Source organism: Nonomuraea muscovyensis (genome assembly GCF_014207745.1).
Classification (GTDB): Bacteria; Actinomycetota; Actinomycetes; order Streptosporangiales; family Streptosporangiaceae; genus Nonomuraea; species Nonomuraea muscovyensis.
The window spans coordinates 138376-160905 of sequence record NZ_JACHJB010000003.1; the positions used below are offsets into that span (position 1 = coordinate 138376).

Sequence of the window (22530 nt, forward strand, 5' to 3'; positions counted from 1 at the left end):
CATTCCAAGATAGGGCGGGGCGGGCATCAGGAGCAAGCGGCTCGGACGGTCACTTTGAGAGCACCCGCACCACGGCGTCGACGTCTTCTCGGTTGTTGAAGTAGTGGAAGCCGAAACGTACGCGATCGCCGAGAGCGGTGGCCCGGATCCCACCGTGCCGCAGCCGTGCGGCGATCGTGTCGGCCTCTTCCACCCGCAGGACGACGATCTGCGACAGGCCGCCGTCGTTCAGAGGCCGCAGCCCGATTTCCCGCGCCCGTTCGATGAGCCGTGTCGCGAGTGCCAGGCAGTGCCTCTCCACGATGCGGGCGTCCAAGGAGAGCATGAGCCGCAGCGCGGCGCAGGCGCCCATCCATGACAGCCAGGCGGGAGAGGCGTCGCACCGACTCGCGTCCGTGGCCAGTCGCATGGGGCCGGCGAAGTAGCCGTACGGAGGGCCGGTCGATTTCCATCCAGGGGCGAGCGGGCGCAGCTCTCCCACCAGGTCCGGCCTCGTGACGAGCCAGGCCGCGCCGCGCGGGCACAGCAGCCATTTGTACCCGTGGACCGCGAGGTAGTCGGGGCGTACGGCGGCCAGGTCGAAGGAGAGTGCTCCCAGCGACTGGGTGAGGTTCACGAACAGCCGCGCGCCCACACGATCGGTCGCGGTGCGCAGCGCCGACAGATCGAGGCGCTGCCCTTCCCGGCTGGTGACCTCGCTCACCGCGAGCAGCGCGGTGTTCTCGTCCAGCGCGTCGATCAGATCCTCCAACCTGGTGCTGCCGTGTCTGGGCGGTACGGCGACCACCTCATGTCCGGCGGTCCACGGGAACAGGTTGCTGCGGAACTCCTGGGCGGGAACCACCACGCGGCCGCGGGGAATCGACGCGGCGACAGTGGCCGCGGCCTCCCCGAGTGAGCCGACCGCCGACACCGTGGTGGGGTTCACGCCGATGAAGCGGGCGAACAACGTGCGGGCCTCGGCGACGGCGCCGTCCCATTCGAGCCAGCCGAAGCCACCGCTGGACCAGTCGTCGAGAGCATCTCGCAGGGTGTCCACGACGGGCTGGGATCCAGGCGGCGCACCCGGGGTGTCCAGCCAGACGGTAGATCGCAACGCGGGAAACAGGGTGCGGAACTCCTCCGGTCTCATGGCCGCGGCTTTCCTGCGGCAGGGACCGCGGCGACCGCCTCGACCTCGACCACGATCTCCGGCGCGGCCAGGGCGCTGACGACGATCAGGGAGTGCGTCGGCCAGTCCCCTTCGGGGAACCAGTTCCTGAACACCTCTGTTCGCGCCGCCCGGCATCCAGGCAGGTGCTCCGCGCCGGCCACCATGGTGAACAGCCTGACCAGATGGCGCGGCTCCGCCCCGGCGGCCGCGAGCAGGGTGCCGATGTTGGCGAACACTTGCCGCGTCTGCGATTCGGCGTCGGTGCCGGCGAGCACGCCGTCCTCACGCGCCCCCACCTGGCCGGAGATGAAGAGCAACGTGTACGAGTCCGGGACGGACGCCAGGTGGCTGTACTGCGCGAGCGGCGCCCCGACCCCGGCAGGGCTCCAGCGGTGAATCATCCTGCACTCCTTCTCCGATGCGTCACGACCTTCGCGCATGCTAGACGGGCACCCGAGCACTCAAGCGCCCATAGGAGGACAAGTTTCAGATAATCGAAAAGTAGCTTCATTCTGCTAACACGCCCGCGTCCGCTAGGTGCACTGTGTGGATGGAGGTGAACGGGCGTGAACGACGTGAACGATGAGCGGGAGACCGACCGCGGAACCCTTCTGCACACCCTGGACCGTGGCCTGCAGGTCTTGGAGGCCATTGCCGCGTCGGAGGGCGAAGCCACGGCCAAGGTGTTGAGCAGGCAGCTCGGAATCAAGATCGGAACCTGCTACCACCTGCTGCGTACCCTGGTCGCCGCCGGGTACGTCGTACGGCTGACCGGCGGTGTCTACGACGTGGGACCTCGCGCGGCGTCGCTGAGCCGGCACCTGCAACGCCGCTCCGGCCCCTCCCCGGAGCTGTCCGTCATCCTGACCCGGCTGCACAACAAGACCCAGGAGACCGTCTACCTGTCGGGTTGGCAGCACGGCACGCCTACGCTGCAGCACTATCTGACGGGAGAGCACGCTCTCAGAGTTGGCGCGCTGGACGTCGGTTATGTCGGGAACATGCACGCTCGCGCCTCGTGCAAGGCAATCCTGGCCTACCTGCCGGAGGAGCAGGTGGCGGTAATGCTCAAAGGCGTGCCGCTGGAGGCGCTGACACCGAACACCATCACCGACTTCGACGAGTTCACGGTGGAACTGGCCAGGGTCCGCAGCCGCGGTTACGCGCTCGACCTTGAGGAATTCAGCCCCGGTGTGGTCTGCCTGTCGGCGGCGTTCTTCGACGGAAGCGGCCTCCCCGTGGGCTCCTTCACCGCATCGGTCCCCGTCACCCGGTTCACCGAACGCCAGGCCAGGCTCGCCGCCCAGGTGCGGGAGGCCGGGTCCATGGCCACCACCCTGCTGCGTACCGGCCGCATCGTCATCCCGTCCGCCGGCTGACCCCGAACCCCGTCGCCCCTCACCGGTTCCGCCGGAGATCTCAGGAAAGGAGCGTGGGTACACCCATGCCTGGAACCGCCGCGCAGCTCGATTTCCTCGAATCGATGCTGCGTATCAGATTCTTCGAGGAAGAGGTCAGCCGCCTACGCGCCGAAGGCTCGATCGTCGGCTCGGTCCACCTGTGCAACGGTCAGGAGGCCATCTACGCCGGGGCGAGCGCCGCTCTCGATCTGAGCAGGGACGCTGTGTTCCCCACCTACAGAGGGCACGGCTGGACGCTGGCCTGCGGGGTTCCGCCGTACGCACTGTTCGCCGAGTTGCTGGGCAGGCAGACGGGCGTCAATGGCGGCAGAGGCGGGTCGGCGTACCTGACCGCTCCCGAGTACGGCATGTACGGCGAGAACTCGATCGTCGGAGCGGGCGCGCCCATCGCGGCCGGCGCCGCGCTCGCCGCCACGTTCGACGGGTCCGGGCGGATCGCGCTGGCCGCGTTCGGCGACGGCGCCTTGAATCAGGGCGCGGTGCACGAGGCGATGAACTTCGCCGCCGTACGCGACCTTCCGGTGATCTTCCTGGTGGAGAACAACCACTACTCCGAGCTGACGCCGATCGCGTCGATGGTGCGTGGCGACAGGCTCTTCAAGCGTGCGTCGGCGTACGGGATGCCGGGTGGGCAGGTCGACGGCAACGATCCCACGGCGGTGCGCGACGCGGTCGCCCGGGCGGTGGAACGAGCACGGAGGGGTCAGGGACCGGCCCTGATCGAGGCCGTGACCCAGCGCATCGTGGGCCACTACATCGGTGATGCGCAGCACTACAGGCCTCCCGGTGAGCTGGAGACCGCTCTGGCCGACGAGCCGATCAGCCGCCTGCTCGCCACGCTGCGCGAGACGATTCCGTACGCGGAGCTCGACGCCCTGACGGAACGCGTGCGGGACGAGATCGCCGACGCGTCGGCACTGGCCAGGGCGGACCCGCCGGCCGACCCCTCCACCGTTCTGGAGCACCTGTATGCCTGAGATCAAGAACCTGTCGTACGCCGAGGCCGTGAACGCGGCGCTCGTCCGCGCCCTCGACGAGCGTGCGGAGGTCCTGCTGTTCGGCGAGGACGTCGCGCTCCCCGGTGGCGTGTTCGGCGTCACCAAGGGGCTGCGCGAGAGGTTCGGCGAGCGGGTCTTCGACACGCCCATCTCCGAGTCGGCCATCATCGGTGGGGCGGTCGGCGCCGCCATGTTCGGAAGGCGCCCCATCGTCGAGATCATGTGGGCCGACTTCTTCCTCGTCGCCTTGGACCAGGTCGTCAACCAGGCGGCCAACGTGCGGTATGTCTCCCGCGGCGCAGTCACCGCACCGATCACCATCCGCACCCAGCAGGGCAGCGCCCCTGGTGCGTGCGCGCAGCACTCCCAGAGCCTGGAGGCCATGTTCGCGCACGTTCCCGGGCTGCGGGTCGCCATGCCGGCCACTCACCAGGACGCGTATGACCTGCTGCTGGCAGGTGTCTGGTGCGACGATCCGGTGATCGTCATCGAGAACCGCACCCTGTATCACACCGGCAGGTCGCCCGTTGGCGTCAACGGCGCAATCCAGCCTGCCGAGGGCGCGGCTATCCGCCGGTCCGGCACCGATGTGACGCTGCTGACCTGGGGTGCGATGCTGCATCGGGCTCTTGAGGCGGCCGAACTCGCGGCGGGCCGGGGAATCGACGCCGAGGTGATCGACGCCCGCTGGATACGCCCGCTCGACCTCGGCGCCGTGCTCGCCAGTGTGGAACGCACCGGACGTCTGGTCGTGGCCCACGAGGCGCACACCACGGGCGGGGTCGGGGGCGAGGTGCTCGCCGCCGTCGCCGAGGCCGGCGTTCATCTGCGCTCTGCCCCTCTTCGCGTGGGTGCGCCCCCGGTACGCATTCCTGCCGCGCCGGCACTGGCGCAGGCCGTCATCCCGAACGCCTCGGCCATCGCCGACGCGCTCGTCCGATCCGCGGCCGGCTGAACGTCCCACCTCGTCCGAGGAAGGGGGTTCGGCAGATGAACCCAACAGTGATGAGCCTTCGGTCCATTCACAAAACCGACATCGACCTCAAGAACTACTGAACCTTTGCCACATTCGTCGCATCCAACTCGATCGTGAACAGACTTCAGCGGCTTGCGGCCCTGTCCGCCACGGCCGTGGTGGCCACGGCCGCCACCATGATCGCCGGCCCCGCCGTCCACGCTGCCGAGCGCCCGTCCTGCCCGACCCCCTCCAAGGCGGAGCAGAAGCGCTCGCACAACGCCATGACCGACAAGCCGCCGAGGGGTGCGACCGCCATCAAGGGTGTCCGCGTCAACCACCTCCCGGAGGGCTTCCGGCATGGCCAGGTCGTGGTCAACAAGTTCAACGGCATCACCGAGTACGGCTACCAGTGGTTGGACGATCGCAACGACATGGACCGCAAGCGCAAGATGCTGTGGGTGCGGGTGGTGTGCTGGCCGAAGGCGAGCAAGCTCGCGCACCTCAGGAACGCCCCCCTTCAGCTGGGTACCTTCTCCGGGGACACGAAGACCGTGAAGATCGGCAGCCGTAGGGTGATCACCCAGGCGGGCGACGGCGCGCTGGGACCTGGCAGGTACGCCGGCTGGGTCGAGCGCGAGGGCGTCGTCGTCACCGTGATGGCCTCCAAGCCCCTCGTCCCTCAGCTTGGCAAGATCATCAAGGGGATCAAGCTCTGAGCCACCGCCCTCGACGAAGACCCCGTCGACGCGGAGGGCGAGAAGGCTCTGTCCGGATACACCAGTCACGGCAAGACGGTGACCGCCGGCACCGGCACCGACGGCCCTGCTGATCGCGCAGCCCGCGACCGCCGCCGGGTCAGCCGGCGGTCAGATCCCGCAGCCGGAAGGAGCCGATGCCGGTCAGGACGAGCAGCGCGGCCACGGCAGTGAGCCAGACGAGCGGCGACGCACTCACATCGCCGCCGGGCGCCTGTGGCAGGTGGGCATAGGGGGACAGGCCCTGCAGCCAATCCTCCAGTTGCAGCACCTCGCCGAGTTGGCCGAGCAGTGCGAAGCCCACGAGGGCGGCCCAGGCCAGTGCGGTCAGCCTCGGTGCCGAGCCGATCAGCAGCATCGCGATCCCGGCGAGCACCCAGGCCGCGGGAACCTGGACCCAGGCGGCCGCCACCAGCCGCACGAGTTGCCCGCCGGGATCGCCGGAGCGGATGCCATGGGCGATCCCCGCCGCCAGTCCGCCCGCGGTCATGACCGCCACGGTGCCGCCCAGGGCCAGGACCAGGTGGCTGAGCGTCCACCGCACCCGCGAGACGGCTGTGGCCAGCACCGCCTCGGCGCGCAGAGCCGACTCCTCGCCCTGCAACCGCAGCGTCGCCTGAACGGCGTAGCCGCCGGCGACGAGCCCGAGCAGTCCTGTCTCCGCGGCGAGGAAGGTGTCGACGAGCGCGCCCGCGCCGCCCATCCTGGCCAGGATCGCGGCAAGCTGCGGGTTGTCGCCGACCACGTCACCCACGCTGTCGGCCAGGGCGCCGAGCATCGTCCCGACGACGGCGAACCCGGCCGCCCAGCCGGCCAGCGCACCCCGATGGAGACGCCAGGCCAGCGCCGACGGACTGGACAGACGCCGTCCGGCACCGCCCGGCCCGGTCCTTGGCGGCAGCAGCCCGGCGCCCAGATCGCGCCGTCCGGCCAGCAGCGCCGCCAGCCCGACGAGCGCCACTCCGGCCAGCGCGAACAGGCAGACGACCCACCAGCGCTCGCCGGCGAAGGCCCGCACGCGCTGTGCCCAGCCCAGCGGCGACAACCACGACAGCGCCTCGACTCCCGCCGCGTCACCCGCCGCCCGCAGCAGGAAGGCCAGCCCCAGCGCCGCGAAGCTCAGCCCGTTGGCGGTACGGGCGTGCTCGGTCAGCTGCGCCGCCACCACGGCCACCCCGGTGAATGCCCACCCCACGCCGGCCACGGCAAGCCCGAAGGCCAGCGATCCGGCAACAGGCAACCCCTGGCCGGCCAGAGCGAGAGTGAGCAACAGGGCGATGACAAGGTTCGCCCCGCCTGCCACGAGGACGGCGGCCGAGCCGATGGCGTGGCGGCCGACCGCGCAGGCCCCGACCAGCTCGGCCCGTCCGGTCTCCTCCTCCGCGCGGGTGTGCCGGGTGACCACCAGGACGCTCACCATCGCGGCCAGGACGGTGGCCAGAGTGGTGGCCCGCCAGGCCGTCAGCCCGCCGATCGAGCCGGGGTCGAACACCGGGCCGGTGAGCGCCTGCAGCGCGGGCGTGGAGCCGATCGTGACGCCCAGCGCCACCCGCTGCTCCATCCCGGGGTACAGCTCGGCGATGGCCGAGGCCGTGCCTGCCACGGCTCCCGTGATGACGATGATCCACACTGGCAACAGCACCCGGTCGCGCCGGAGCGCCAGCCGCACCAGTTGCAGGGTCCCGGTCACGACGTGCCCTGGTAGTGGCGCAGGAACAGCTCTTCGAGGGTGGGCGGCCGGCAGGTGAGCCCGCGCACACCCGCTTGGGTGAGCAGGCGTAAGGTCTCGCCCAGCCGCTCGGCGTCGACCTCGAAGCGCACCCGGGTGCCGTCGACGCTCAGCCCGTGCACGCCCGGCAGGTCGGGGACCTGCTCGAGGTCGGCGGTGATGGAGGTGCGGGTCAGGTGACGTAGCTGGGTCAGCGTGCCGCTCTCCACGGCGCGACCGTCGCGGATGATGGTGACCTGGTCGCACAGCGCCTCGACCTCGGACAGGATGTGACTGGACAGCAGGACGGTTCTGCCGTTGTCCCGCTCCTCGTTGACGCACTCGCGGAAGATGGCCTCCATCAGCGGGTCCAGACCGGAGGTCGGCTCGTCGAGCAGCAGCAGCTCCACGTTCGACGACAGCGCCGCGATCAGCGCGACCTTCTGGCGGTTGCCCTTGGAGTAGGCTCGCCCCTTCTTGGTGGGGTCGAGGTCGAAGCGTTCCAGCAGTGTCTTCCTGCGGCGCGCGTCGAGGCCGCCGCGCAGCCGTCCGAGCAGGTCGATGGCCTCACCTCCCGACAGCGTCGGCCACAGCACCACGTCGCCCGGCACGTAGGCCAGGCGCCGGTGCAGCTCCACCGCGTCGCGCCAGGGGTCGGCGCCCAGCAGCTCGGCATGGCCGCCGTCGGCGCGCAGCAGCCCCAGCAGGATGCGCAACGTGGTGGTCTTGCCGGCGCCGTTGGGGCCGAGGAAGCCGTGGACCTCGCCGGTGCGGACGGTGAGGTCGAGCCCGTCCAGGGCGTGCACGGGGCCGAAGGTCTTGGTGAGTCCGCTGATGAGCACTGCGGGTTTGCCCGTCATGGGGGCCTCCCTGGCCGGTCCGATAGGACGTACCGATAGGACGTTCCGATAACGCTGCCGACCAGGCTTCCCGGCGCTCCACGCTGAACGGTAGCAGCGCCGGATCCGCCGCACCAGCCTGCCCGTTGCCGACTGTCCAGCGCTGCGGCCTCGCTCGGCTGCAGGGCGGACCGGTGCCCTGTCTCCAGTTTTCGCGTTGCCGGGTGTGACCTCGCCTGATAACTTGGAATGGTCATTCCAGGTTCAGGATTCCGATGCCGGATGTGCAGCATGTCGATTCCGAGGCGGTGCCGGAGCGACCTTGAGGAGAAACCATGACCGGCCTTGCGAAGCCGCGATCCCACGTAGTGATCTTCGATGTGAACGAGACGCTCACCGACATGGAGCCGCTGCGGGCCCGCTTCGAAGAAGTCGGACTTCCGGGGCACCTGGTGGCCACCTGGTTCGCCGGCGTGCTGCGCGACGGGTTCGCGATCACCGCCGCCGGCGGCTACGCCGAGTTCTCCGCGGTCGCCGCCGATGTGCTCCGGGGATTGCTCGATGGCGGGAGAACGGACGCTGACGAGGCGATCAACCATGTGCTGCGCGCCTTCACCGAACTGCGCGTGCACCCTGACGTTCCCGACGGGATGCGCATGCTGCACGCGGGCGGCATTCGCCTGTTCACCATGACCAACGGCGCCGCGGCGATGACCGAGCGGGTCCTCGCTCGCGAAGGGCTGCTCGATCTGGTGGAGGCGAGGCTGGATGTGAGCGGTCCTCGCGTCTGGAAGCCGGGCCGCGCCGCCTACGACTACGTGGTCGAGCGCGCGGGAGTGGGGGCGGATCGGGCGGCCCTGGTCGCGGTGCACCCGTGGGACATCGACGGCGCCCAGCGGGCCGGTCTGGTCGGGGCGTGGCTGGACCGGCGCGGCGTGCCGTACCCGAGCGTGATGACAGCTCCGCGTGTGTCGGCCCCCGACCTCAGGGCGCTGGCCTCCTGGTGGCTGGACGAATAGGAGGTTCTGCGTCTCGACCTGCGGGGCCGGCACCGCCGTCGTCGAAACGCGCCGTCCTGCGGGCCCGGACGGCGGCGTCGGGAAGGGGGCGGCTGTCCGGTGAATCCGTACGCCTATAAGGTGTTCACAGGTGAGCCGGGAAGTCTGGTCGGCATGTCCCATCCTCTACAGAGCGAAGGATGTGCTCTTGCGCGCCCGAGACCTGCTTGCCGACTTTCCCACGGTCGGGTTGGACTCACCCGTGATCGAGGCGGCCAGGATGCTGGCCGACCACGATCTGCCCGGTCTCATCGTGATCGGCGATGACGGAGCTCCGTTCACGATCCTGCCCGGTACCGAGGTATTGCGGCTGGCCGTCCCCCGCTACTGCCAGGACGATCCCGCGCTGGCGCGGGTGGTGGACGAGGCGCACGCCGATGCGTTCCTGGACGGGCTGAGCGACCGCACGGTGCGTGAGGCGCTGCCACGGCAGAAGCGCGAGCTGCCGGTCACCGACCCTGGTGCCACGGTGCTCGAACTGGCCGCGTTGATGGCCCGGACCCGCAGCCCGCTGGTCGCCGTCGTCGACGGCGGGCGCCTGGCCGGAGCGGTGACGCTGCAAGCCCTGCTGGACCGGGTGCTCGCGGCGTGAGCGCGCTTGCCTGGGTGAGCGTGGCGGTCTTCCTGATCGCCTACGCCCTGATCGCTTCGGAGAAGATCCATCGGGTCGCGGCCGCGCTCGGCGGCGCCGGGCTCATGCTGCTGATCCACGCCACCGACGCCGGTGCGGCGTTCTTCTCCGAGCACTCCGGGATCGACTGGAACGTCATCTTCCTGCTGCTCGGCATGATGATCATCGTGGGGGTGCTCAAGCAGACCGGCGTTTTCGAGTACCTCGCGATCTGGGCGGCCAAGCGGGCGCGGGGGCGGCCGTTCCGGCTCATGGTGCTGCTGGTGGTCATCACGGCGGTCGCCTCCGCGCTGCTCGACAACGTCACCACGGTGCTGCTGATCGCGCCGGTGACGTTCCTGGTGTGCGAGCGGCTGGCGGTCTCGCCGGTGCCGTTCCTCATCGCCGAGGCGATGGCATCGAACATCGGTGGTGCCGCCACGCTGGTGGGTGACCCGCCGAACATCATCATCGCCAGCCGGGGCGGTCTGACGTTCAACGACTTCCTCGTGCACATGGCGCCGATGGTGATCGTGCTCATGGTGGTGTTCGTCGGGCTGTGCTGGCTGATGTTCGGGCGGGGTTTCCACCACGACCACGAGCGGGCGGCGGCCGTGATGGCGTTGGACGAGAAGGAGGCCATCTCCGACCGGCGGCTGCTGTGGCAGTCGCTGGCCGTGCTGGGCCTGGTGATGGTCGCGTTCGTGTTGCACCCGGTGCTGCACTACGAGCCGTCCGTGGTGGCGTTGCTCGGGGCGGGCATGCTGGTGGCGGCCACCAAGGTGACGACCGAGGACGCCATCGCCGAGGTGGAGTGGCCCACGCTGGTGTTCTTCGCCGGGCTGTTCGTCATGGTCGGCGCTCTGGTGGAGACCGGCGTCATCGAGCAGCTCTCGCAGGCGGCGGTGGAGGCGACGGCGGGGCGGCTGGAGCTGGCCTCGATGGTCCTCCTGGGCGCCTCCGCGGTGCTGTCGGCCATCGTGGACAACATCCCGTACGTCGCGACCATGAGCCCGATCGTGGCGGAGCTGGTGCAGGCGAGCGGCGGTGAGCAGGCGCAGGTGCTGTGGTGGGCGCTCGCCTTCGGCGCCGACCTCGGCGGCAATGCCACAGCCGTGGGGGCGGCGGCCAACGTCGTGGTGCTCGGTATCGCCGCCCGCAACGGGACGCCGATCAGCTTCTGGCAGTTCACCAAGTACGGCCTGATGGTGGCCACGGTGACCGTCGTCCTGACGGCCCCGTACCTGTGGCTGCGCTACCTCGTGTGAGACGGCCCGGACCTGGGATCAGGAACCGGAGCGTTCCTGGTCCCAGCGGTCCAGGAGCCTGGGGAACTCGCGCGCCATGAACGCGTACATGTCGCGCATCGATTCCAGCCGGCGCCTGGGCCCCGGTGCGTCGCCGACGGCCCGCAACCCGTGTTCGGCCAGCGCGGTGAACGCCGCGAACTCGGTCATCTTCGCGCGGAACGCCCGGCCGAACACGTCCTCCTCCAGCCGGTAACGATCGCGGCGTTGCTGCGGCGGGCGGTAGCGGGTGACCAGCCCACCACTCTCCAACTGTCGCAGCGCGACGCTCAGGCTGCTTTTGGCCACGCCCAGCCTCTCGCACAACTCCGGCGCGTCCGCCGTGCCGTCCGGGCTGGCCAGCAGCCACCCGACGGCCCGGCCCGCCGTGCGGCTCAGGCCCAGCCGCTCGAAGTACAGCCCGGCGTCCTCGACGAACTCCTCCACTTCACTCACGAGCCTCAGACTATAGTACGTTTTGTTCGGATTGAACCGAACAAAGCGAAGGAGCATCATGGAGAAGCTCACCATCGCCGTCACGGGAGCCAACTCCGGCATCGGGCTGCGCGCCGCGCAGCTGCTGGCCGCCGGCGGGCACCGCGTGCTCGCTCTGTGCCGGGACCCCCGCCGGGGCGCGGATGCCGTCGCCACGATGGAGCGGGGCGAGCTGGTCGTCGTCGATCTCGCCGACCCCGCCTCGGTCGAGGCGGCGGCAGCGGCCGTCGCAGCCCGGACGGACCGGGTCGACGTGCTGATCAACAACGCGGCCGTCTTCGACCAGACCGTGCGTGAGGCGGTCATCACCCCGGCTGGGCACGAGCTGTTCTGGGCGACCAACCATCTCGGGCCCTTCCGGCTCACCGCGCTGCTCAGCCCCCTGCTGGCCGCCGCGCCGCACCCCAGGGTGATCAACGTGGCGAGCAAGGGCCTGCTCACCATGCCGCGCATCAGGATCCGCTTCGGCGAACTGGACCGGCCGGACTGGTACACCCCGACGCGGGCGTACTACCACGCCAAGCTGGCGCAGATCATGTTCACCTTCACCCTGGCCGAGCGCGGCGGCGGCCGGCTCGACGCCGTCTGCGTGCGCGTCCCGTCCGTCCGCCTCGACCCCGGGCGGGTGCGGGCGCTGCCTCCACTGCTACGAGCCCTGTACGCGCCCAAGAACCGGCTGGCGCTGCCCGCTGAGCGGCTCGGCGAGACCTACGCACGCCTGGCCCGCGGGGAAGGGCCTGCCGCCGGCTACCTGGACGAGAAGCTCCGCCCGGTCAGGGCGCCCGCCCACGCCTACGACCCGGCGGCGCGTGAGCGGCTCTGGAACCTGTCCGAGCAGGCCGCGGGCGACCCGTCCTGGGCGTGGTGAACACCGCGGCCGAGGATCAGCGATCAGGCTCGGCGGGGCGTGGGGCAGGGGCGGTGGGGTTCTGTCCGGATTGCCCGCGGGTCCGGTCGCGCAGCCGGCGGGCGGCCCCGTACCAGGCGGGCACCTCGCGTTCGTCGTCGAACCAGCGGGCCACGACGATGTCGGTGGAGGAGTGGAGCAGGATCGACAGCACGATGGTGACCGCGACGAGCTGGAACACCCCCTGCGCGGTCGAGATGCCCGAGGCCAGCACGATCAGGCCGTAGACGACGGAGGCGAATCCCTTCGGCCCGAACCACGCCACCGCCGCCTGCTCGCGCACGGTGAGCCCGGCTCCCAGGAAGGAGATCCAGATGGCGATCGGTCTGGCCGCTATCAGGGCCAGGACGGCGAACACCCACCCCTGCCAGCCCACCGAGCCCAGCAGCGGCAGGCTGATGAGCGCTCCGAACACCAGGAGGGCGGCCAGCTTCAGCAACTCCGCGATGAGCTCGCCGAAGTGCTCGAACGACTCACGTTGCCGCTGCCCGAAGGTGGCGACCGTGATGCCTGCCGCGAAGGCGGCCAGGAACAGGTTGCCGTGCGTGGCCTTGCCCAGGGCGAGGACCAGCAGGCCGATCGCCAGGGCGTTGAGCGGCTCGTACTGGGTGGAGGCGGAGAACCACCGGGTCTGTTCCACCTTGATCGCCAGCCAGGGCACCACGACCCCGATGAGGACGCCGAGCCCGAGTTCGAGGCCGAGGTCGCCCAGGTGCAGGTTGTCCGACCCGGCGGCGACGGCCAGGAACACCATCACGAACGGCAGCGCCAGGCCGTCGTTGACGCCCGACTCGACGTTCAGGAGCTGCCGCAGCCGGGGCGGCACCTTCTCGTTGCCGACCAGGGCGGCGGCGAACACCGGGTCGGTGGGTGCCAGGATCGCGCCGATCAGCAGCGACTCGACCCAGCCCAGGCCCACCACGTAGTGGGCGCCCAACGCGGTGATCACCAGCGTGAGCGGCAACCCCCAGCCCAGCGCCCGGCCCGGCAGGCGCCACGCGGTGCGAAGATCCTGCCAGCCGACTCGCATGCCGTCGGTGAACAGCACCGCGAACAGCGCCAGCTCGGCCAGCGTCCCGACAAGCTCGTCATCGGGGGCCAGCGACACCACACCCAGCGCGCCGTCGCCCAGCACGAATCCGGCCACCAGGAAGAGCGCCGCCGTGGAGAGAATGGTGCGATGGGCCAGACTCGACAGCAGCACGGCCAGCAGCAGGACACCGGCGAAAACGATCAGCAGAGGGTCCATCAGCAGGACCTGGGAGCAGGGCGAGCGGGCATCGAAGCCTCCGTCTGAGCCAACGCCAACAGGGACATCGCCGACCAGACTTCCCGGCACACCGCGCCCTACCGTAACAGCAGGGGAAAGGCGCGCGGACCGGCGGCCCGGTCAGGCGCGGACTGGGGGCGGCGCCTGTCCGGGCCGCCCTCAGGTCCCACGGCGTCGTCGCGGCTACCGGGACGTGGCCGGGCAGAACTCGGCCGCGAGCACGTCGTCGAAGACGCCGAGGCCGCTCCAGTCGCCGTTGACGTGGCTGGTGACCATGCGCTTGCCGTCACGGGACCCCATGGCGTAGGTCCACGAGCCGTAGGTCGCGCCGGCGTTGCCCCAGACCGTGACGCCGCACGACAGCTTCTGGGAGAAGACGCCGAGGCCGTATGTGGTGCCGGGGATCCAGTTCTGGGTCTTGACCATGGTGAACATCTCCCGCTGCTGGGCGGGCGGCAGCAGGCGACCACCCAGCAGCGCGCCGAAGAACCGCTGGAGATCCCCGGTGGTCGAGACGATGCCGCCGGCCGCCCAGGCGAAGGACTGGTTCATCTCGGTCGCATCGTGGATCTTGGGGTCGGCGTCGGGGGAGAACAGCGTGGAGTAGTGCCGGGGGTGCGAGCCGCGGATCTTCGCCTCCCCGCCGGGAAGGTACGTCCCGGTCAATCCCAGCGGACGGAAGATCCGCCGCGTGAGCTCCTCGCCGTACGTCCTGCCGGTCGCCTTTTCGACGATCATCGCGGCCAGGACGTAGTTGGTGTTGGAGTAACCGAAGCCCCTGCCCGGCTCGAAGTAGGGCGGGTTGGCCAGGCCGATCTTCACCAGTTGCTCGGGGGTGTAGGTGTCGTAGCGGTGCTCGAACCACGCCTCTCCCTGCCCCGTGGCGAAGAACTCCTTGTCGTTGCCGTAGTTGAAGATCCCGCTGGTGTGGTTGAGCAGCTGCCGCACGGTGATCTCGCCGCCGTCGTAGCCGTTGCCCTTGACCAGGCCGGGCAGCCACCTGTCCACCGTGTCGTCGAGGCTCAGCTCGCGTTCGGCCGCCAGTTGCAGGACCACGGTCGCCGTGAATGCCTTGGTGGCGCTCCCGATGCGGAACCGCTCGTGGTGCTGACGCTTGCGGCCGGTCCTGGTGTCGGCCACACCCGCCGAGCCGAACCACGTCGCGCGGCCGTCGCGGATCTCGGTGACGATGCCCGGAGCGCCGCTCCTGGCCACGGCCTGGTCCAGGGCGCGCTGCACCTCGGCATGGCCGGGCGCGGACGCCGCGGACGCCGCGGGGGCCACCATCGCGGCCCCCGCCATCGTCGCGGCGGCGATGAGCAGTCCTGCCGTGGCGGGGAGGGATCTGGTCATGTCGATTCCTTTCGTGCGAGGGACATCAGCGCGACCGCGACTGCCTCGCTCGCGATAGTACTCATTCGGCGTTGAGGAAAAGCTATCTTGCGTTCACGAAATTATCAACACAAACCTTAGGCATTCTGCATAACTGCAGGTAGATACGATGACACTTGCAATGGGCCTGTGACTGAATGCAAGTACCTGTCAACGCTTCTTGCAATGAAGTGTTCGCGAACGCAATACTGTCCATCTGGGGACGGCAGAGCAACAGGAGGCGAACGTCCGATGCCGGGAGGCAGGCTGACTTACCAGGACCGCCGGCACATCGCCGAAGGACTGGCCGAAGGGCTCACCTACACCGAGATCGCCAGGCGCCTGGAACGGCCGATCTCGACCATCACCCGGGAGGTGGCCCGCAACGGTGGAGCCGAGAGCTACCAGGCCGACCGGGCGCATCAGGCGACCGAAGGCCGTGCTCGCCGGAGCAGGCCGGCCACGGCCCCGACCCCGCCGACCGCCACCGGCGCACCCGGACGAGACCCCCAGGCGGTCCACGACCTGGAGGAACGGTTCACCGAGCTGGTGATCGGGACGGGGCTGTCGCGGATGACCGCCCGGGTGCTCACCTGCCTGTACACCACCGACAGCGGCAGCGTCACCGCCGCCGAGCTCGTCCAGCGTCTCCAGGTCAGCCCCGCGTCCATCTCCAAGGCCATCGGCGAACTCGAACAGCAGGAACTGATCCGGCGCGAACGCGACCCCCGCCGGCGGCGCGACCGCTACGTCATCGACGCCGACGTCTGGTATCGAGCCTGGCTGGCCAGCGCCCGGCAGAATGCCACGCTGGCCGATCTCGCCCGTAACGGAGCCGACATCCTCGACCCCGCCACCCCGGCCGGCGCCCGGCTGCAGGACATGAGCCAGTTCTTCGAGCACGTCGGGCAGAACATGGTCCGGGCCGCCGAGCAGTGGCGCCGGCATCTCGCGGCGAGAAGAACGGAAGATCGCTAGAGCCGGGCCTGTCAGCCGACGTGGACGACGGGGCGGCGGGCGGTTTCGGGTTCGGCTTGGCGCAGCACCTCGCGGGTGAGAGGCGGGATGTCGCCGCCGCCGAAGACGAGGTAGCGCAGGAGGGCGCCGATGGGGTTGCCCTCGGCGGCCCAGTGGAAGTACACGTGGGGCGTTTTGGTGGTCTCGTCGCGCAGGTAGAGCAGGAGCGCGGCGATGGCGTTGGCGATGGTGGGGCTTTCCATCCGCAGGATGCGGAAGCCGTGGCGTTCTTCGCCGACGACGCGCAGCTCGCCGGCGAACTCCGACGCGTCCGGGACGCTCACTTCCAGGAACAGCAGGCCCTCGCTGGTGCGCAGGCGGTGCAGTTCCCATGCCTCCCGGGCCTTGTCGACGTACTCCTTGCAGTCGCGCGCGTGGGGTTCGTTGGCGATGAGGCGCAGTTCGCTGGCCTCGTTGACGTACCGGCGGGCCAGGTCGTCCAGGGTGATGCGGGTGACGCGCAGTTCGGTGGAGCGGGTGGCGCGGGAGACGAGCGAGGTGATGACGATGGCCACGACGAACAGCAGGGCGATCACCAGACCGTCGGGCCGCTCGGTGATGTTCGCGACGGTGGCGTAGGCGAAGATCAGAGTGATGATCGCGAACGGCAGGGCGACGCGGACGCGGCCGCTGGTCCAGGCGGACAGGGTGACCGCGACGGCGGCTGAGAGGATCAGCGCGAGCACGCCGGTGGCGTAGGCGCCGCCCTGGGATTCGACGTCGGCGCCGAAGACCACGGTGATGAGGAACGAGATGGCGGTGAAGACCAGCACCATCGGCCTGACCGCGCGTGACCAGTCCGGGGCCATGCCGTAGCGGGGCAGGTAGCGCGGCACGATGTTGAGCAGCCCCGCCAGGGCGGAGGCCCCGGCGAACCACAGGATGGCGATGGTGGACAGGTCGTAGGCGGTGCCGAACCAGGCGCCGAGGTGTTCGTGGGCCAGGTAGGCGAGGGCGCGCCCGTTGGCCGAGCCGCCTTCGGCGAACTCCGCTGCGGGGATGAGGACGGTGGTGGCGAAGCTGGAGACGACCAGGAAGGCGCTCATGATGAGGGCAGCGGTGGTCAGCAGCCTCCGGGCGCCCCTGATCCGCTGGGTGAGGTCCCCCTTGACCAGCGGCATCACGGCCACGCCGGTCTCGAAGCCGGACAGGCCGAGTGCGAGTTTCGGCATGACGTACAGCGAGACGGCGATCATGGCGATCGGGCTGGAGTGCTGGCTGGTCAGCGCCGTCTGCCAATCGGCGACCAGGGCGGGTTCGGCGAGAACGTGCCGGACGGCGGTGACCAGCACCACCACGTTCAACACGAGATAGACACCCACCAGGACGACCGCGATCGAGATGGCCTCGCTGAACCCGGCCAGGAACACTCCGCCCAGCGCCGCGATCAGCGCCAGGGTGACCGGCACCTGCCAGCCGGCGAACACGTCCGGCACGAACGGGTTGTGGAGGATGTGCGCGGTGGCGTCGGCCGCCGACAGGGTGATGGTCACGATGAACGCAGTGGCCACGAACCCCAGCAGGAACAGCACCAGCAGCTTGCCTCGCCAGCCCGGCAGCAGCCGCTCCAGCATCGACAGCGACCCGAGGCCGTGCGGGCTCTCCCCGGCGACGGCCCGGTAGGTCGGCAGCGCGCCGAACAGGGTCAGCGCCACCAGCAGCAAGGTGGCGATCGGGCTGAGCGAGCCGGCGGCCAGCGCGGCGATGCCGGGTTGGTAGCCCAGGGTGGAGAAGTAGTCGACCCCGGTCAGACACATCACCTGCCACCAGCGGTGCTGGTGGTCGGCGGGCTCCTCGTGGTGGGGGCCGCTGGTCGCCGGGTCCGAGCGTTGCAGTCCCTTGAGCAGCCATGCCCGCAGGCCCGACTCCGTCTCGCCGGCCAGGCCGGTCACGTGGTCGCCGATGCGGACCGCGGCGGGTTCGGCATCGTGGGGAGGATGCGGGCCATGAGGTCTCCGGTGGTGCGCTGAGCAAGGACGTGCCGGGGCCGCTCGGGGAGACGGCTTGGGAGAGTCAACCGTACGATCTGGGCATTTCGCCGCATCTTGACGAGTTCCATACGCCGTCCACCCGGATGTTGACGCGATCTCTACGCGCCCCGCCGGCCGTCACCCGGCCGGACTGAGCGGGTGGGGGACAGGTCAGCCGTTGAGCACGTGCTGCTGGAGGAAGGCGCGCACGTGCGGCCGCATGATCTGGGAGCCCCAGCTTCCCCACTGGCCGGTGAAGTTGTGCTCGGCCCAGGGGATGGTCACGGCGGTGGCCGGCACGCCCGCTCCCCGGAGCTTGCCGGCCAGGTCGGCGGCCTGGGTGGCGGGGATCATGTGGTCGCGGTCGCCCTGGACGAGCAGGGTCGGCGGGAGGCCGGGCCGCACGTGGCTCACCGGGGAGGACGCCTCGTAGGCGGCGCGGCGGGTGTCGACGCCGCCGCCCAGATAGTCGCCGAGGGCGCCGGCCGCCACGCCGGGAAGGCCGGTCCGGTCGAGGAGGGCGGGGAGGTCGGTCGGGGCGTACCAGCCCATGGCGGACTTCACTGGCGCCTCGGGCACGTCGCAGGACGGGCGGAACCGCTGGTCGTCGACGGTGTAGGCGGCGATCAGAGCGAGCTGTCCACCGGCGGAGTCGCCTGCGATCGACACGTTCGACGGCGCGATGCCGTACTCGGCGGCCTTGCCGCGGACCCACCCGAGCGCGCACTTGACGTCGCCCACCGCGTCCTGCCAGCGCGGCGGCGGCGCCAGCCGGTAGTCGACGGAGAAGACGGCGACGCCCTGGTCGGCCATCCAGCGCAGCCACGGGGCGCTGTCCGCGCGGGTGCCCGAGTTCCACGAGCCGCCGTGGACGTAGAGCAGCGCGGGCTTGCCCGGGGCGGGCGTGTCCGGCAGGTACACATCGGCCTTGAGGTCCTGTCCCTCGATGCCGGCGTACGTCTCCGTCGCGGTGGGTCGCGCCGTGGCCGGCGAGGCGAAGTACTCCGGCCAGGAGACTTCGGCCGTCCGTGCGGCCGCGGCCCACGGCACGGCGACCATGAGGACGCCCAGCAGGCAGGCCAGGGCGCCGGTGCCGAAGAGGGCGCGGCGGCCGGAGCGCCACGCCGCCGCCGCGGTCACGGCCGCGGCGATCGCGCAGATCGTCAGGAAGCCCGTCAGCCAGGGGACGAACAGTGCCGTCATGCCGAGCGCGTCCTGGACCGGGCCCACCGGCAGGCGTGGGGCGAAGAACGCGATCCCCAGGACGATGACCGGAACGCACAGCGTCCAGGCCGCTCCCCGGAGGAGTCGCCGCCACGGGCTCTTCTTCCGGGCCCTGCGGGGACGCTCGGCCGTCGGGCTGGTGGTGGTCGTCGTCATGGGTCCTCCCTCGGTCATGAGAACACTGTTCTCTCGATGCGAACATTGTACGCACATAGTCTCGGCGTACGCCACCGCAGGGTGAGGCGCATCGGTCCCCAGCCGTGCGCGCACGTGACTCTGATCTCGTGGATGCGATGGCGAAGACCGAGATCGTGTTGCTGTTGCACTCACAGAGGGGTCTTCGGGCTGGAATGTGCGAAGGGTATGGTGGAGTCTTGTGACGACGTTCCGGATCAGCGAGGCCGCCGCGTTGCTCGGGGTCAGCGCCGACACCGTCCGCCGCTGGGTGGACGCGGGCCGGCTGGCGGCCGTGCGGGACGAGCACGGCCATCGCCAGGTCGACGGCGCCGACCTGGCGGCCTTCGCCCGGTCGCAGATCGAGGAGGTCGGCGACGGCGGCCGTTCCTCGGCGCGCAACCGCTTCCGCGGCATCGTCACCGAGGTGGTCAGGGACGCGGTGATGGCGCAGGTGGAGATCGCCGCGGGCCCGTTCAGGGTGGTGTCGCTGATGAGCCGTCAGGCCGCGGACGAGCTGGGGCTGGAGCCCGGCGTGGTGGCGGTGGCCGTGATCAAGTCCACCAACGTCGTCGTCGAGATCCCCGGCCACGAGCGCGTCGACCAGTAGCTTGTAGGGAGTCCCCTTGGTGTTCAGGCGTCTTTCCCGGTGGGCGATCGTCGCGCTCGCGATCGCCGGGTTGTCCGGCTGCGGCTCGGGCCGACCGGCCGCGTCCACGTCCGCCGGTGGGGCCAAGGAGGTGACGGTGTTCGCCGCCGCGTCGCTGACCGCCACGTTCACCCAGCTCGGCAGATCCTTCGAGGCGGCCCATCCCGGTACGACCGTGACGTTCAACTTCGGCTCCAGCGCCACGCTGGCCCAGCAGATCATCCAGGGGGCGCCCGCCGATGTGTTCGCCGCCGCCAGCCCGGCGACGATGAAGACGGTCACCGACGCGTCGCAGGCGAGTTCGCCGGTGACGTTCGCACGTAACAAGCTGGAGATCGCGGTGCCCGAGGACAACCCGGCCAGGGTGGACGAGCTGAGAGATCTGACCGGCAGCACGGTGAAGGTCGCGTTGTGCGCCGAGCAGGTGCCCTGCGGGGCGGCGGCGGTCAAGGCGCTGCACGCGGCCGGGCTGAAGGTCACGCCGGTCACGTTGGAGCAGGACGTCAAGGCCACGCTGACCAAGGTCGAGCTGGGTGAGGTGGACGCCGCGCTGGTCTACCGGACCGACGTGATCGCCTCGGCGGGCAAGGTGACCGGCATCGCCTTTCCCGAGGCGGACCAGGCGATCAACGACTATCCGATCGCGACCTTGTCGAAGGCTCCCGCCGGTGACCTCGCCCGGCGGTTCGTCGACCTGGTGACGTCGCGGCAGGGCAGAGACGTGCTGACCAGGGCCGGCTTCGGGGCCCCCTGACGCGGATGACCTCTTCGCAGGCACGGCGCCACAGCCGCTCGGACCCGCCGGACGGTCCGGCCGGCCGTCGTGAGGTCTCCGGCCGGCTGCCCTGGATGCTGATGGCGCCCGCCGTGGCAGGGCTCGTCTTCCTGGTGTCGCCGCTGGCCGGGCTGCTGATCCGGGCGCCCTGGCCCACGCTGTTCCAGCGGCTGGCCGAGCCCCAGGTGATGGAGGCGCTGCGACTGTCGCTGGTGACGGCCACCGTCGCCACGGCCGGGTGCCTGGTGCTCGGGGTGCCGCTGGCGTGGCTGCTGGCCCGGGTGGAGTTTCCCGGGCGGCGGCTGGTGCGGGCTCTGGTCACCGTGCCGCTGGTGCTGCCGCCGGTGGTCGGCGGCGTGGCGTTGCTGCTGGTGCTCGGCCGGCGGGGCCTGCTCGGGCAGTGGCTGGAGTCCGCCTTCGGGATCACGCTGCCCTTCACCACGGCCGGCGTGATCGTCGCCGAGGCGTTCGTGGCGATGCCGTTCCTGGTGATCAGCGTCGAGGGTGCGCTGCGCGCGGCCGACCGGCGTTTCGAGGAGGCCGCCGCGACGCTGGGGGCGTCGCGTTGGACGGTGTTCCGCCGGGTGACGCTGCCGTTGATCATGCCGGGTGTGGTGGCGGGCGCGGTGCTGTGCTGGGCGCGGGCGCTGGGCGAGTTCGGCGCCACGATCACCTTCGCGGGCAACTTCCCCGGCACCACCCGGACGATGCCGCTGGCGGTCTACCTGGCCCTGGAGACCGAGCCGGAGGCCGCCATCGTGCTCAGCCTGGTCCTGCTGCTCGTCTCGGTGGTCATCTTGGCCGGCCTGCGCGATCGGTGGGTGAACAGTCCATGACGTCCGACGGTCTGCGGTCGCGGCTGGTCGTCCACCGGCCCGCCTTCACCCTCGACATCACGCTCGATGTCGCACCGGGCGAGGTCGTCGCGCTGCTCGGGCCCAACGGCGCCGGCAAGACCACCGCGCTGCGCGCCCTGGCCGGGCTCACCGCCACGTCCGGCGGGCAGATCAGCCTGGATGGCCGGCCGCTGCACACCTTGGCCGCCGAGCGCCGTCCGATCGGCATGGTCTTCCAGAACTACCTGCTCTTCCCGCACCTGTCCGCGCTCGACAACGTCGCCTTCGGCCCGCGCTGTCACGGCGTGTCCAAGGCCGAGGCCCGCCGCACAGCCGCGGCCCTGCTGGAGCGCGTCGGCCTGGCCGACCGGGCGGCGGCCAGGCCCTCCCAGCTCTCGGGCGGGCAGGCGCAGCGGGTCGCCCTCGCCCGGGCGCTGGCCGTACGGCCCCGCCTGCTCCTGCTGGACGAGCCGCTGGCGGCGCTGGACGCCCACACCCGGCTGGAGATCCGCTCCCACCTGCGCCGCCATCTGACGGACTTCGACGGGGCCACCGTCCTGGTCACCCATGACCCGCTCGACGCCATGGTGCTGGCCGACCGGCTGATCGTGATCGAGGACGGCGCCGTCGTCCAGCAGGGCACCTCGGCCGAGGTCGCCGGCCACCCGCGCACCGACTACGTGGCGCGGCTGGTCGGGCTCAACCTGTATCGGGGGCAGGCCGACGGCGGGCACGTCATGGTGGGCGAGTTGCTGCTCAGCGCGGCCGAGCACCTCGACGGGCCCGCCTTCGTGGCGTTCCCGCCGTCCGCGGTTGCTCTCTACCGCTCCCGCCCGGACGGCAGCCCGCGCAACCTCTGGCAGGCCCGGATCGAGGGCATCGAACGGCATGGCGACAACGTCCGCGTGCACCTCGACGGCCCGATCGCCGCGTTCGCCGACATCACCCCGGCCGCCGTGGCCGACCTCGACCTGAGCCCCGGCCAGCGGATCTGGGCCTCGGTCAAGGCCACCGAGACGCACGCCTACCCCGCATGAGCGGGTGAGGCAGCCGCCA

General features: G+C 70.5%; 22 protein-coding genes. 13 read left to right on the top strand and 9 right to left on the bottom strand.

Going from position 1 to position 22530, the window contains the following annotated elements:
* Nucleotides 1-49 precede the first annotated feature (49 nt).
* Together FHU36_RS32180 and FHU36_RS32185 are read right to left on the bottom strand one after the other, a co-directional pair.
* Nucleotides 50-1132, bottom strand: coding sequence for an aminotransferase class V-fold PLP-dependent enzyme (locus FHU36_RS32180; protein ID WP_185087869.1), 1083 nt, complete (start codon nt 1130-1132; stop codon nt 50-52).
* Entirely contained in the window at nt 1129-1554 is a 426-nt protein-coding gene (locus tag FHU36_RS32185; protein WP_185087870.1) for a RidA family protein, read from the bottom strand. The genes FHU36_RS32180 and FHU36_RS32185 overlap by 4 nt, the downstream gene beginning before the upstream one ends.
* A gap of 165 nt (nt 1555-1719) precedes the next feature.
* Here FHU36_RS32185 and FHU36_RS32190 point away from each other — a divergent pair, with 165 nt between their 5' ends.
* The 4 genes from FHU36_RS32190 (at nt 1720) to FHU36_RS32205 (ending at nt 5246) form a co-directional block, all read left to right on the top strand.
* The gene (locus FHU36_RS32190) at nt 1720-2532 is read left to right on the top strand and encodes an IclR family transcriptional regulator (protein WP_221497052.1); all 813 of its coding nucleotides are present in this window, start codon (nt 1720-1722) and stop codon (nt 2530-2532) included.
* A gap of 104 nt (nt 2533-2636) precedes the next feature.
* A complete protein-coding gene (locus FHU36_RS32195; protein WP_221497053.1) occupies nt 2637-3551 on the top strand; it encodes a thiamine pyrophosphate-dependent dehydrogenase E1 component subunit alpha in 915 nt (304 codons plus the stop codon).
* Nucleotides 3544-4527 (top strand): alpha-ketoacid dehydrogenase subunit beta, encoded by a 984-nt coding sequence (locus FHU36_RS32200; RefSeq protein ID WP_185087872.1) that lies wholly within the window; start codon nt 3544-3546, stop codon nt 4525-4527. The genes FHU36_RS32195 and FHU36_RS32200 overlap by 8 nt, the downstream gene beginning before the upstream one ends.
* Nucleotides 4528-4661: 134 nt before the next feature.
* Nucleotides 4662-5246 carry a hypothetical protein gene (locus FHU36_RS32205; protein WP_185087873.1) on the top strand — a complete coding sequence of 195 codons (585 nt, stop codon included), beginning with the start codon at nt 4662-4664 and terminating at the stop codon, nt 5244-5246.
* A 139-nt stretch (nt 5247-5385) separates the two neighbouring features.
* On the opposite strand, the gene FHU36_RS32210 is transcribed toward FHU36_RS32205, so the two are convergent.
* Both FHU36_RS32210 and FHU36_RS32215 read right to left on the bottom strand, forming a co-directional pair.
* The gene (locus FHU36_RS32210) at nt 5386-6975 is read right to left on the bottom strand and encodes an ABC transporter permease (protein ID WP_185087874.1); all 1590 of its coding nucleotides are present in this window, start codon (nt 6973-6975) and stop codon (nt 5386-5388) included.
* Complete coding sequence (locus FHU36_RS32215; RefSeq protein WP_185087875.1) at nt 6972-7853, bottom strand: ABC transporter ATP-binding protein; 882 nt, start codon at nt 7851-7853, stop codon at nt 6972-6974. The genes FHU36_RS32210 and FHU36_RS32215 overlap by 4 nt, the downstream gene beginning before the upstream one ends.
* Nucleotides 7854-8167: 314 nt before the next feature.
* Here FHU36_RS32215 and FHU36_RS32220 point away from each other — a divergent pair, with 314 nt between their 5' ends.
* From FHU36_RS32220 to FHU36_RS32230, 3 genes are all read left to right on the top strand, one after another.
* Nucleotides 8168-8851 (top strand): haloacid dehalogenase type II, encoded by a 684-nt coding sequence (locus FHU36_RS32220; RefSeq protein WP_185087876.1) that lies wholly within the window; start codon nt 8168-8170, stop codon nt 8849-8851.
* Between the two features lie 181 nt (nt 8852-9032).
* On the top strand, nt 9033-9482 hold the full coding sequence (locus FHU36_RS32225; RefSeq protein ID WP_312891993.1) for a CBS domain-containing protein: 450 nt from the start codon (nt 9033-9035) through the stop codon (nt 9480-9482).
* A complete protein-coding gene (locus tag FHU36_RS32230; protein WP_185087878.1) occupies nt 9479-10768 on the top strand; it encodes an ArsB/NhaD family transporter in 1290 nt (429 codons plus the stop codon). The genes FHU36_RS32225 and FHU36_RS32230 overlap by 4 nt, the downstream gene beginning before the upstream one ends.
* 18 nt (nt 10769-10786) lie before the next feature.
* Here FHU36_RS32230 and FHU36_RS32235 read toward each other — a convergent pair whose 3' ends face one another.
* On the bottom strand, nt 10787-11242 hold the full coding sequence (locus FHU36_RS32235; protein WP_185087879.1) for a GbsR/MarR family transcriptional regulator: 456 nt from the start codon (nt 11240-11242) through the stop codon (nt 10787-10789).
* A gap of 58 nt (nt 11243-11300) precedes the next feature.
* On the opposite strand from FHU36_RS32235, the gene FHU36_RS32240 reads away from it, so the two are divergent.
* Nucleotides 11301-12149 (top strand): SDR family NAD(P)-dependent oxidoreductase, encoded by an 849-nt coding sequence (locus FHU36_RS32240; RefSeq protein ID WP_185087880.1) that lies wholly within the window; start codon nt 11301-11303, stop codon nt 12147-12149.
* Between the two features lie 16 nt (nt 12150-12165).
* Here FHU36_RS32240 and FHU36_RS32245 read toward each other — a convergent pair whose 3' ends face one another.
* Together FHU36_RS32245 and FHU36_RS32250 are read right to left on the bottom strand one after the other, a co-directional pair.
* Nucleotides 12166-13437, bottom strand: coding sequence for a cation:proton antiporter (locus FHU36_RS32245; RefSeq protein ID WP_185087881.1), 1272 nt, complete (start codon nt 13435-13437; stop codon nt 12166-12168).
* 204 nt (nt 13438-13641) lie between these two features.
* Nucleotides 13642-14811 carry a serine hydrolase domain-containing protein gene (locus FHU36_RS32250; protein ID WP_185087882.1) on the bottom strand — a complete coding sequence of 390 codons (1170 nt, stop codon included), beginning with the start codon at nt 14809-14811 and terminating at the stop codon, nt 13642-13644.
* 270 nt (nt 14812-15081) lie between these two features.
* Here FHU36_RS32250 and FHU36_RS32255 point away from each other — a divergent pair, with 270 nt between their 5' ends.
* Nucleotides 15082-15807: a GbsR/MarR family transcriptional regulator gene (locus tag FHU36_RS32255; RefSeq protein ID WP_185087883.1), complete on the top strand. Its 726-nt coding sequence runs from the start codon at nt 15082-15084 to the stop codon at nt 15805-15807.
* A gap of 11 nt (nt 15808-15818) precedes the next feature.
* Here FHU36_RS32255 and FHU36_RS32260 read toward each other — a convergent pair whose 3' ends face one another.
* Nucleotides 15819-17738, bottom strand: coding sequence for an APC family permease (locus FHU36_RS32260; RefSeq protein WP_312891994.1), 1920 nt, complete (start codon nt 17736-17738; stop codon nt 15819-15821).
* Between the two features lie 249 nt (nt 17739-17987).
* Nucleotides 17988-19196 (bottom strand): alpha/beta hydrolase, encoded by a 1209-nt coding sequence (locus tag FHU36_RS32265; protein WP_185087884.1) that lies wholly within the window; start codon nt 19194-19196, stop codon nt 17988-17990.
* A 220-nt stretch (nt 19197-19416) separates the two neighbouring features.
* Between FHU36_RS32265 and FHU36_RS32270 the strand changes: the two genes are divergently transcribed.
* Genes FHU36_RS32270 through FHU36_RS32285 form a run of 4 tightly spaced genes read left to right on the top strand, consistent with a single transcriptional unit; the run spans nt 19417 to nt 22511 of the window.
* Nucleotides 19417-19824: a TOBE domain-containing protein gene (locus FHU36_RS32270; RefSeq protein WP_185087885.1), complete on the top strand. Its 408-nt coding sequence runs from the start codon at nt 19417-19419 to the stop codon at nt 19822-19824.
* Between the two features lie 19 nt (nt 19825-19843).
* Nucleotides 19844-20617, top strand: a complete 774-nt coding sequence (modA, locus tag FHU36_RS32275; protein ID WP_376774181.1) for a molybdate ABC transporter substrate-binding protein — start codon at nt 19844-19846, stop codon at nt 20615-20617.
* 5 nt (nt 20618-20622) lie between these two features.
* The gene (locus FHU36_RS32280; protein WP_185087887.1) at nt 20623-21474 is read left to right on the top strand and encodes an ABC transporter permease; all 852 of its coding nucleotides are present in this window, start codon (nt 20623-20625) and stop codon (nt 21472-21474) included.
* A complete protein-coding gene (locus FHU36_RS32285) occupies nt 21471-22511 on the top strand; it encodes an ABC transporter ATP-binding protein (RefSeq protein ID WP_185087888.1) in 1041 nt (346 codons plus the stop codon). The genes FHU36_RS32280 and FHU36_RS32285 overlap by 4 nt, the downstream gene beginning before the upstream one ends.
* The last annotated feature ends 19 nt before the right edge of the window (nt 22512-22530 follow it).

Bases quoted from the DNA above. Each gene is read 5' to 3' on its own strand.
- FHU36_RS32180 (WP_185087869.1), bottom strand. From the start codon at position 1,132: ATGAGACCGGAGGAGTTCCGCACCCTGTTTCCCGCGTTGCGATCTACC.
- FHU36_RS32185 (WP_185087870.1), bottom strand. From the start codon at position 1,554: ATGATTCACCGCTGGAGCCCTGCCGGGGTCGGGGCGCCGCTCGCGCAG.
- FHU36_RS32195 (WP_221497053.1), top strand. From the start codon at position 2,637: ATGCTGCGTATCAGATTCTTCGAGGAAGAGGTCAGCCGCCTACGCGCC.
- FHU36_RS32200 (WP_185087872.1), top strand. From the start codon at position 3,544: ATGCCTGAGATCAAGAACCTGTCGTACGCCGAGGCCGTGAACGCGGCG.
- FHU36_RS32215 (WP_185087875.1), bottom strand. From the start codon at position 7,853: ATGACGGGCAAACCCGCAGTGCTCATCAGCGGACTCACCAAGACCTTC.
- FHU36_RS32220 (WP_185087876.1), top strand. From the start codon at position 8,168: ATGACCGGCCTTGCGAAGCCGCGATCCCACGTAGTGATCTTCGATGTG.
- FHU36_RS32240 (WP_185087880.1), top strand. From the start codon at position 11,301: ATGGAGAAGCTCACCATCGCCGTCACGGGAGCCAACTCCGGCATCGGG.
- FHU36_RS32245 (WP_185087881.1), bottom strand. From the start codon at position 13,437: ATGGACCCTCTGCTGATCGTTTTCGCCGGTGTCCTGCTGCTGGCCGTG.
- FHU36_RS32250 (WP_185087882.1), bottom strand. From the start codon at position 14,811: ATGACCAGATCCCTCCCCGCCACGGCAGGACTGCTCATCGCCGCCGCG.
- FHU36_RS32255 (WP_185087883.1), top strand. From the start codon at position 15,082: ATGCCGGGAGGCAGGCTGACTTACCAGGACCGCCGGCACATCGCCGAA.
- FHU36_RS32265 (WP_185087884.1), bottom strand. From the start codon at position 19,196: ATGACGACGACCACCACCAGCCCGACGGCCGAGCGTCCCCGCAGGGCC.
- FHU36_RS32280 (WP_185087887.1), top strand. From the start codon at position 20,623: ATGACCTCTTCGCAGGCACGGCGCCACAGCCGCTCGGACCCGCCGGAC.
- FHU36_RS32285 (WP_185087888.1), top strand. From the start codon at position 21,471: ATGACGTCCGACGGTCTGCGGTCGCGGCTGGTCGTCCACCGGCCCGCC.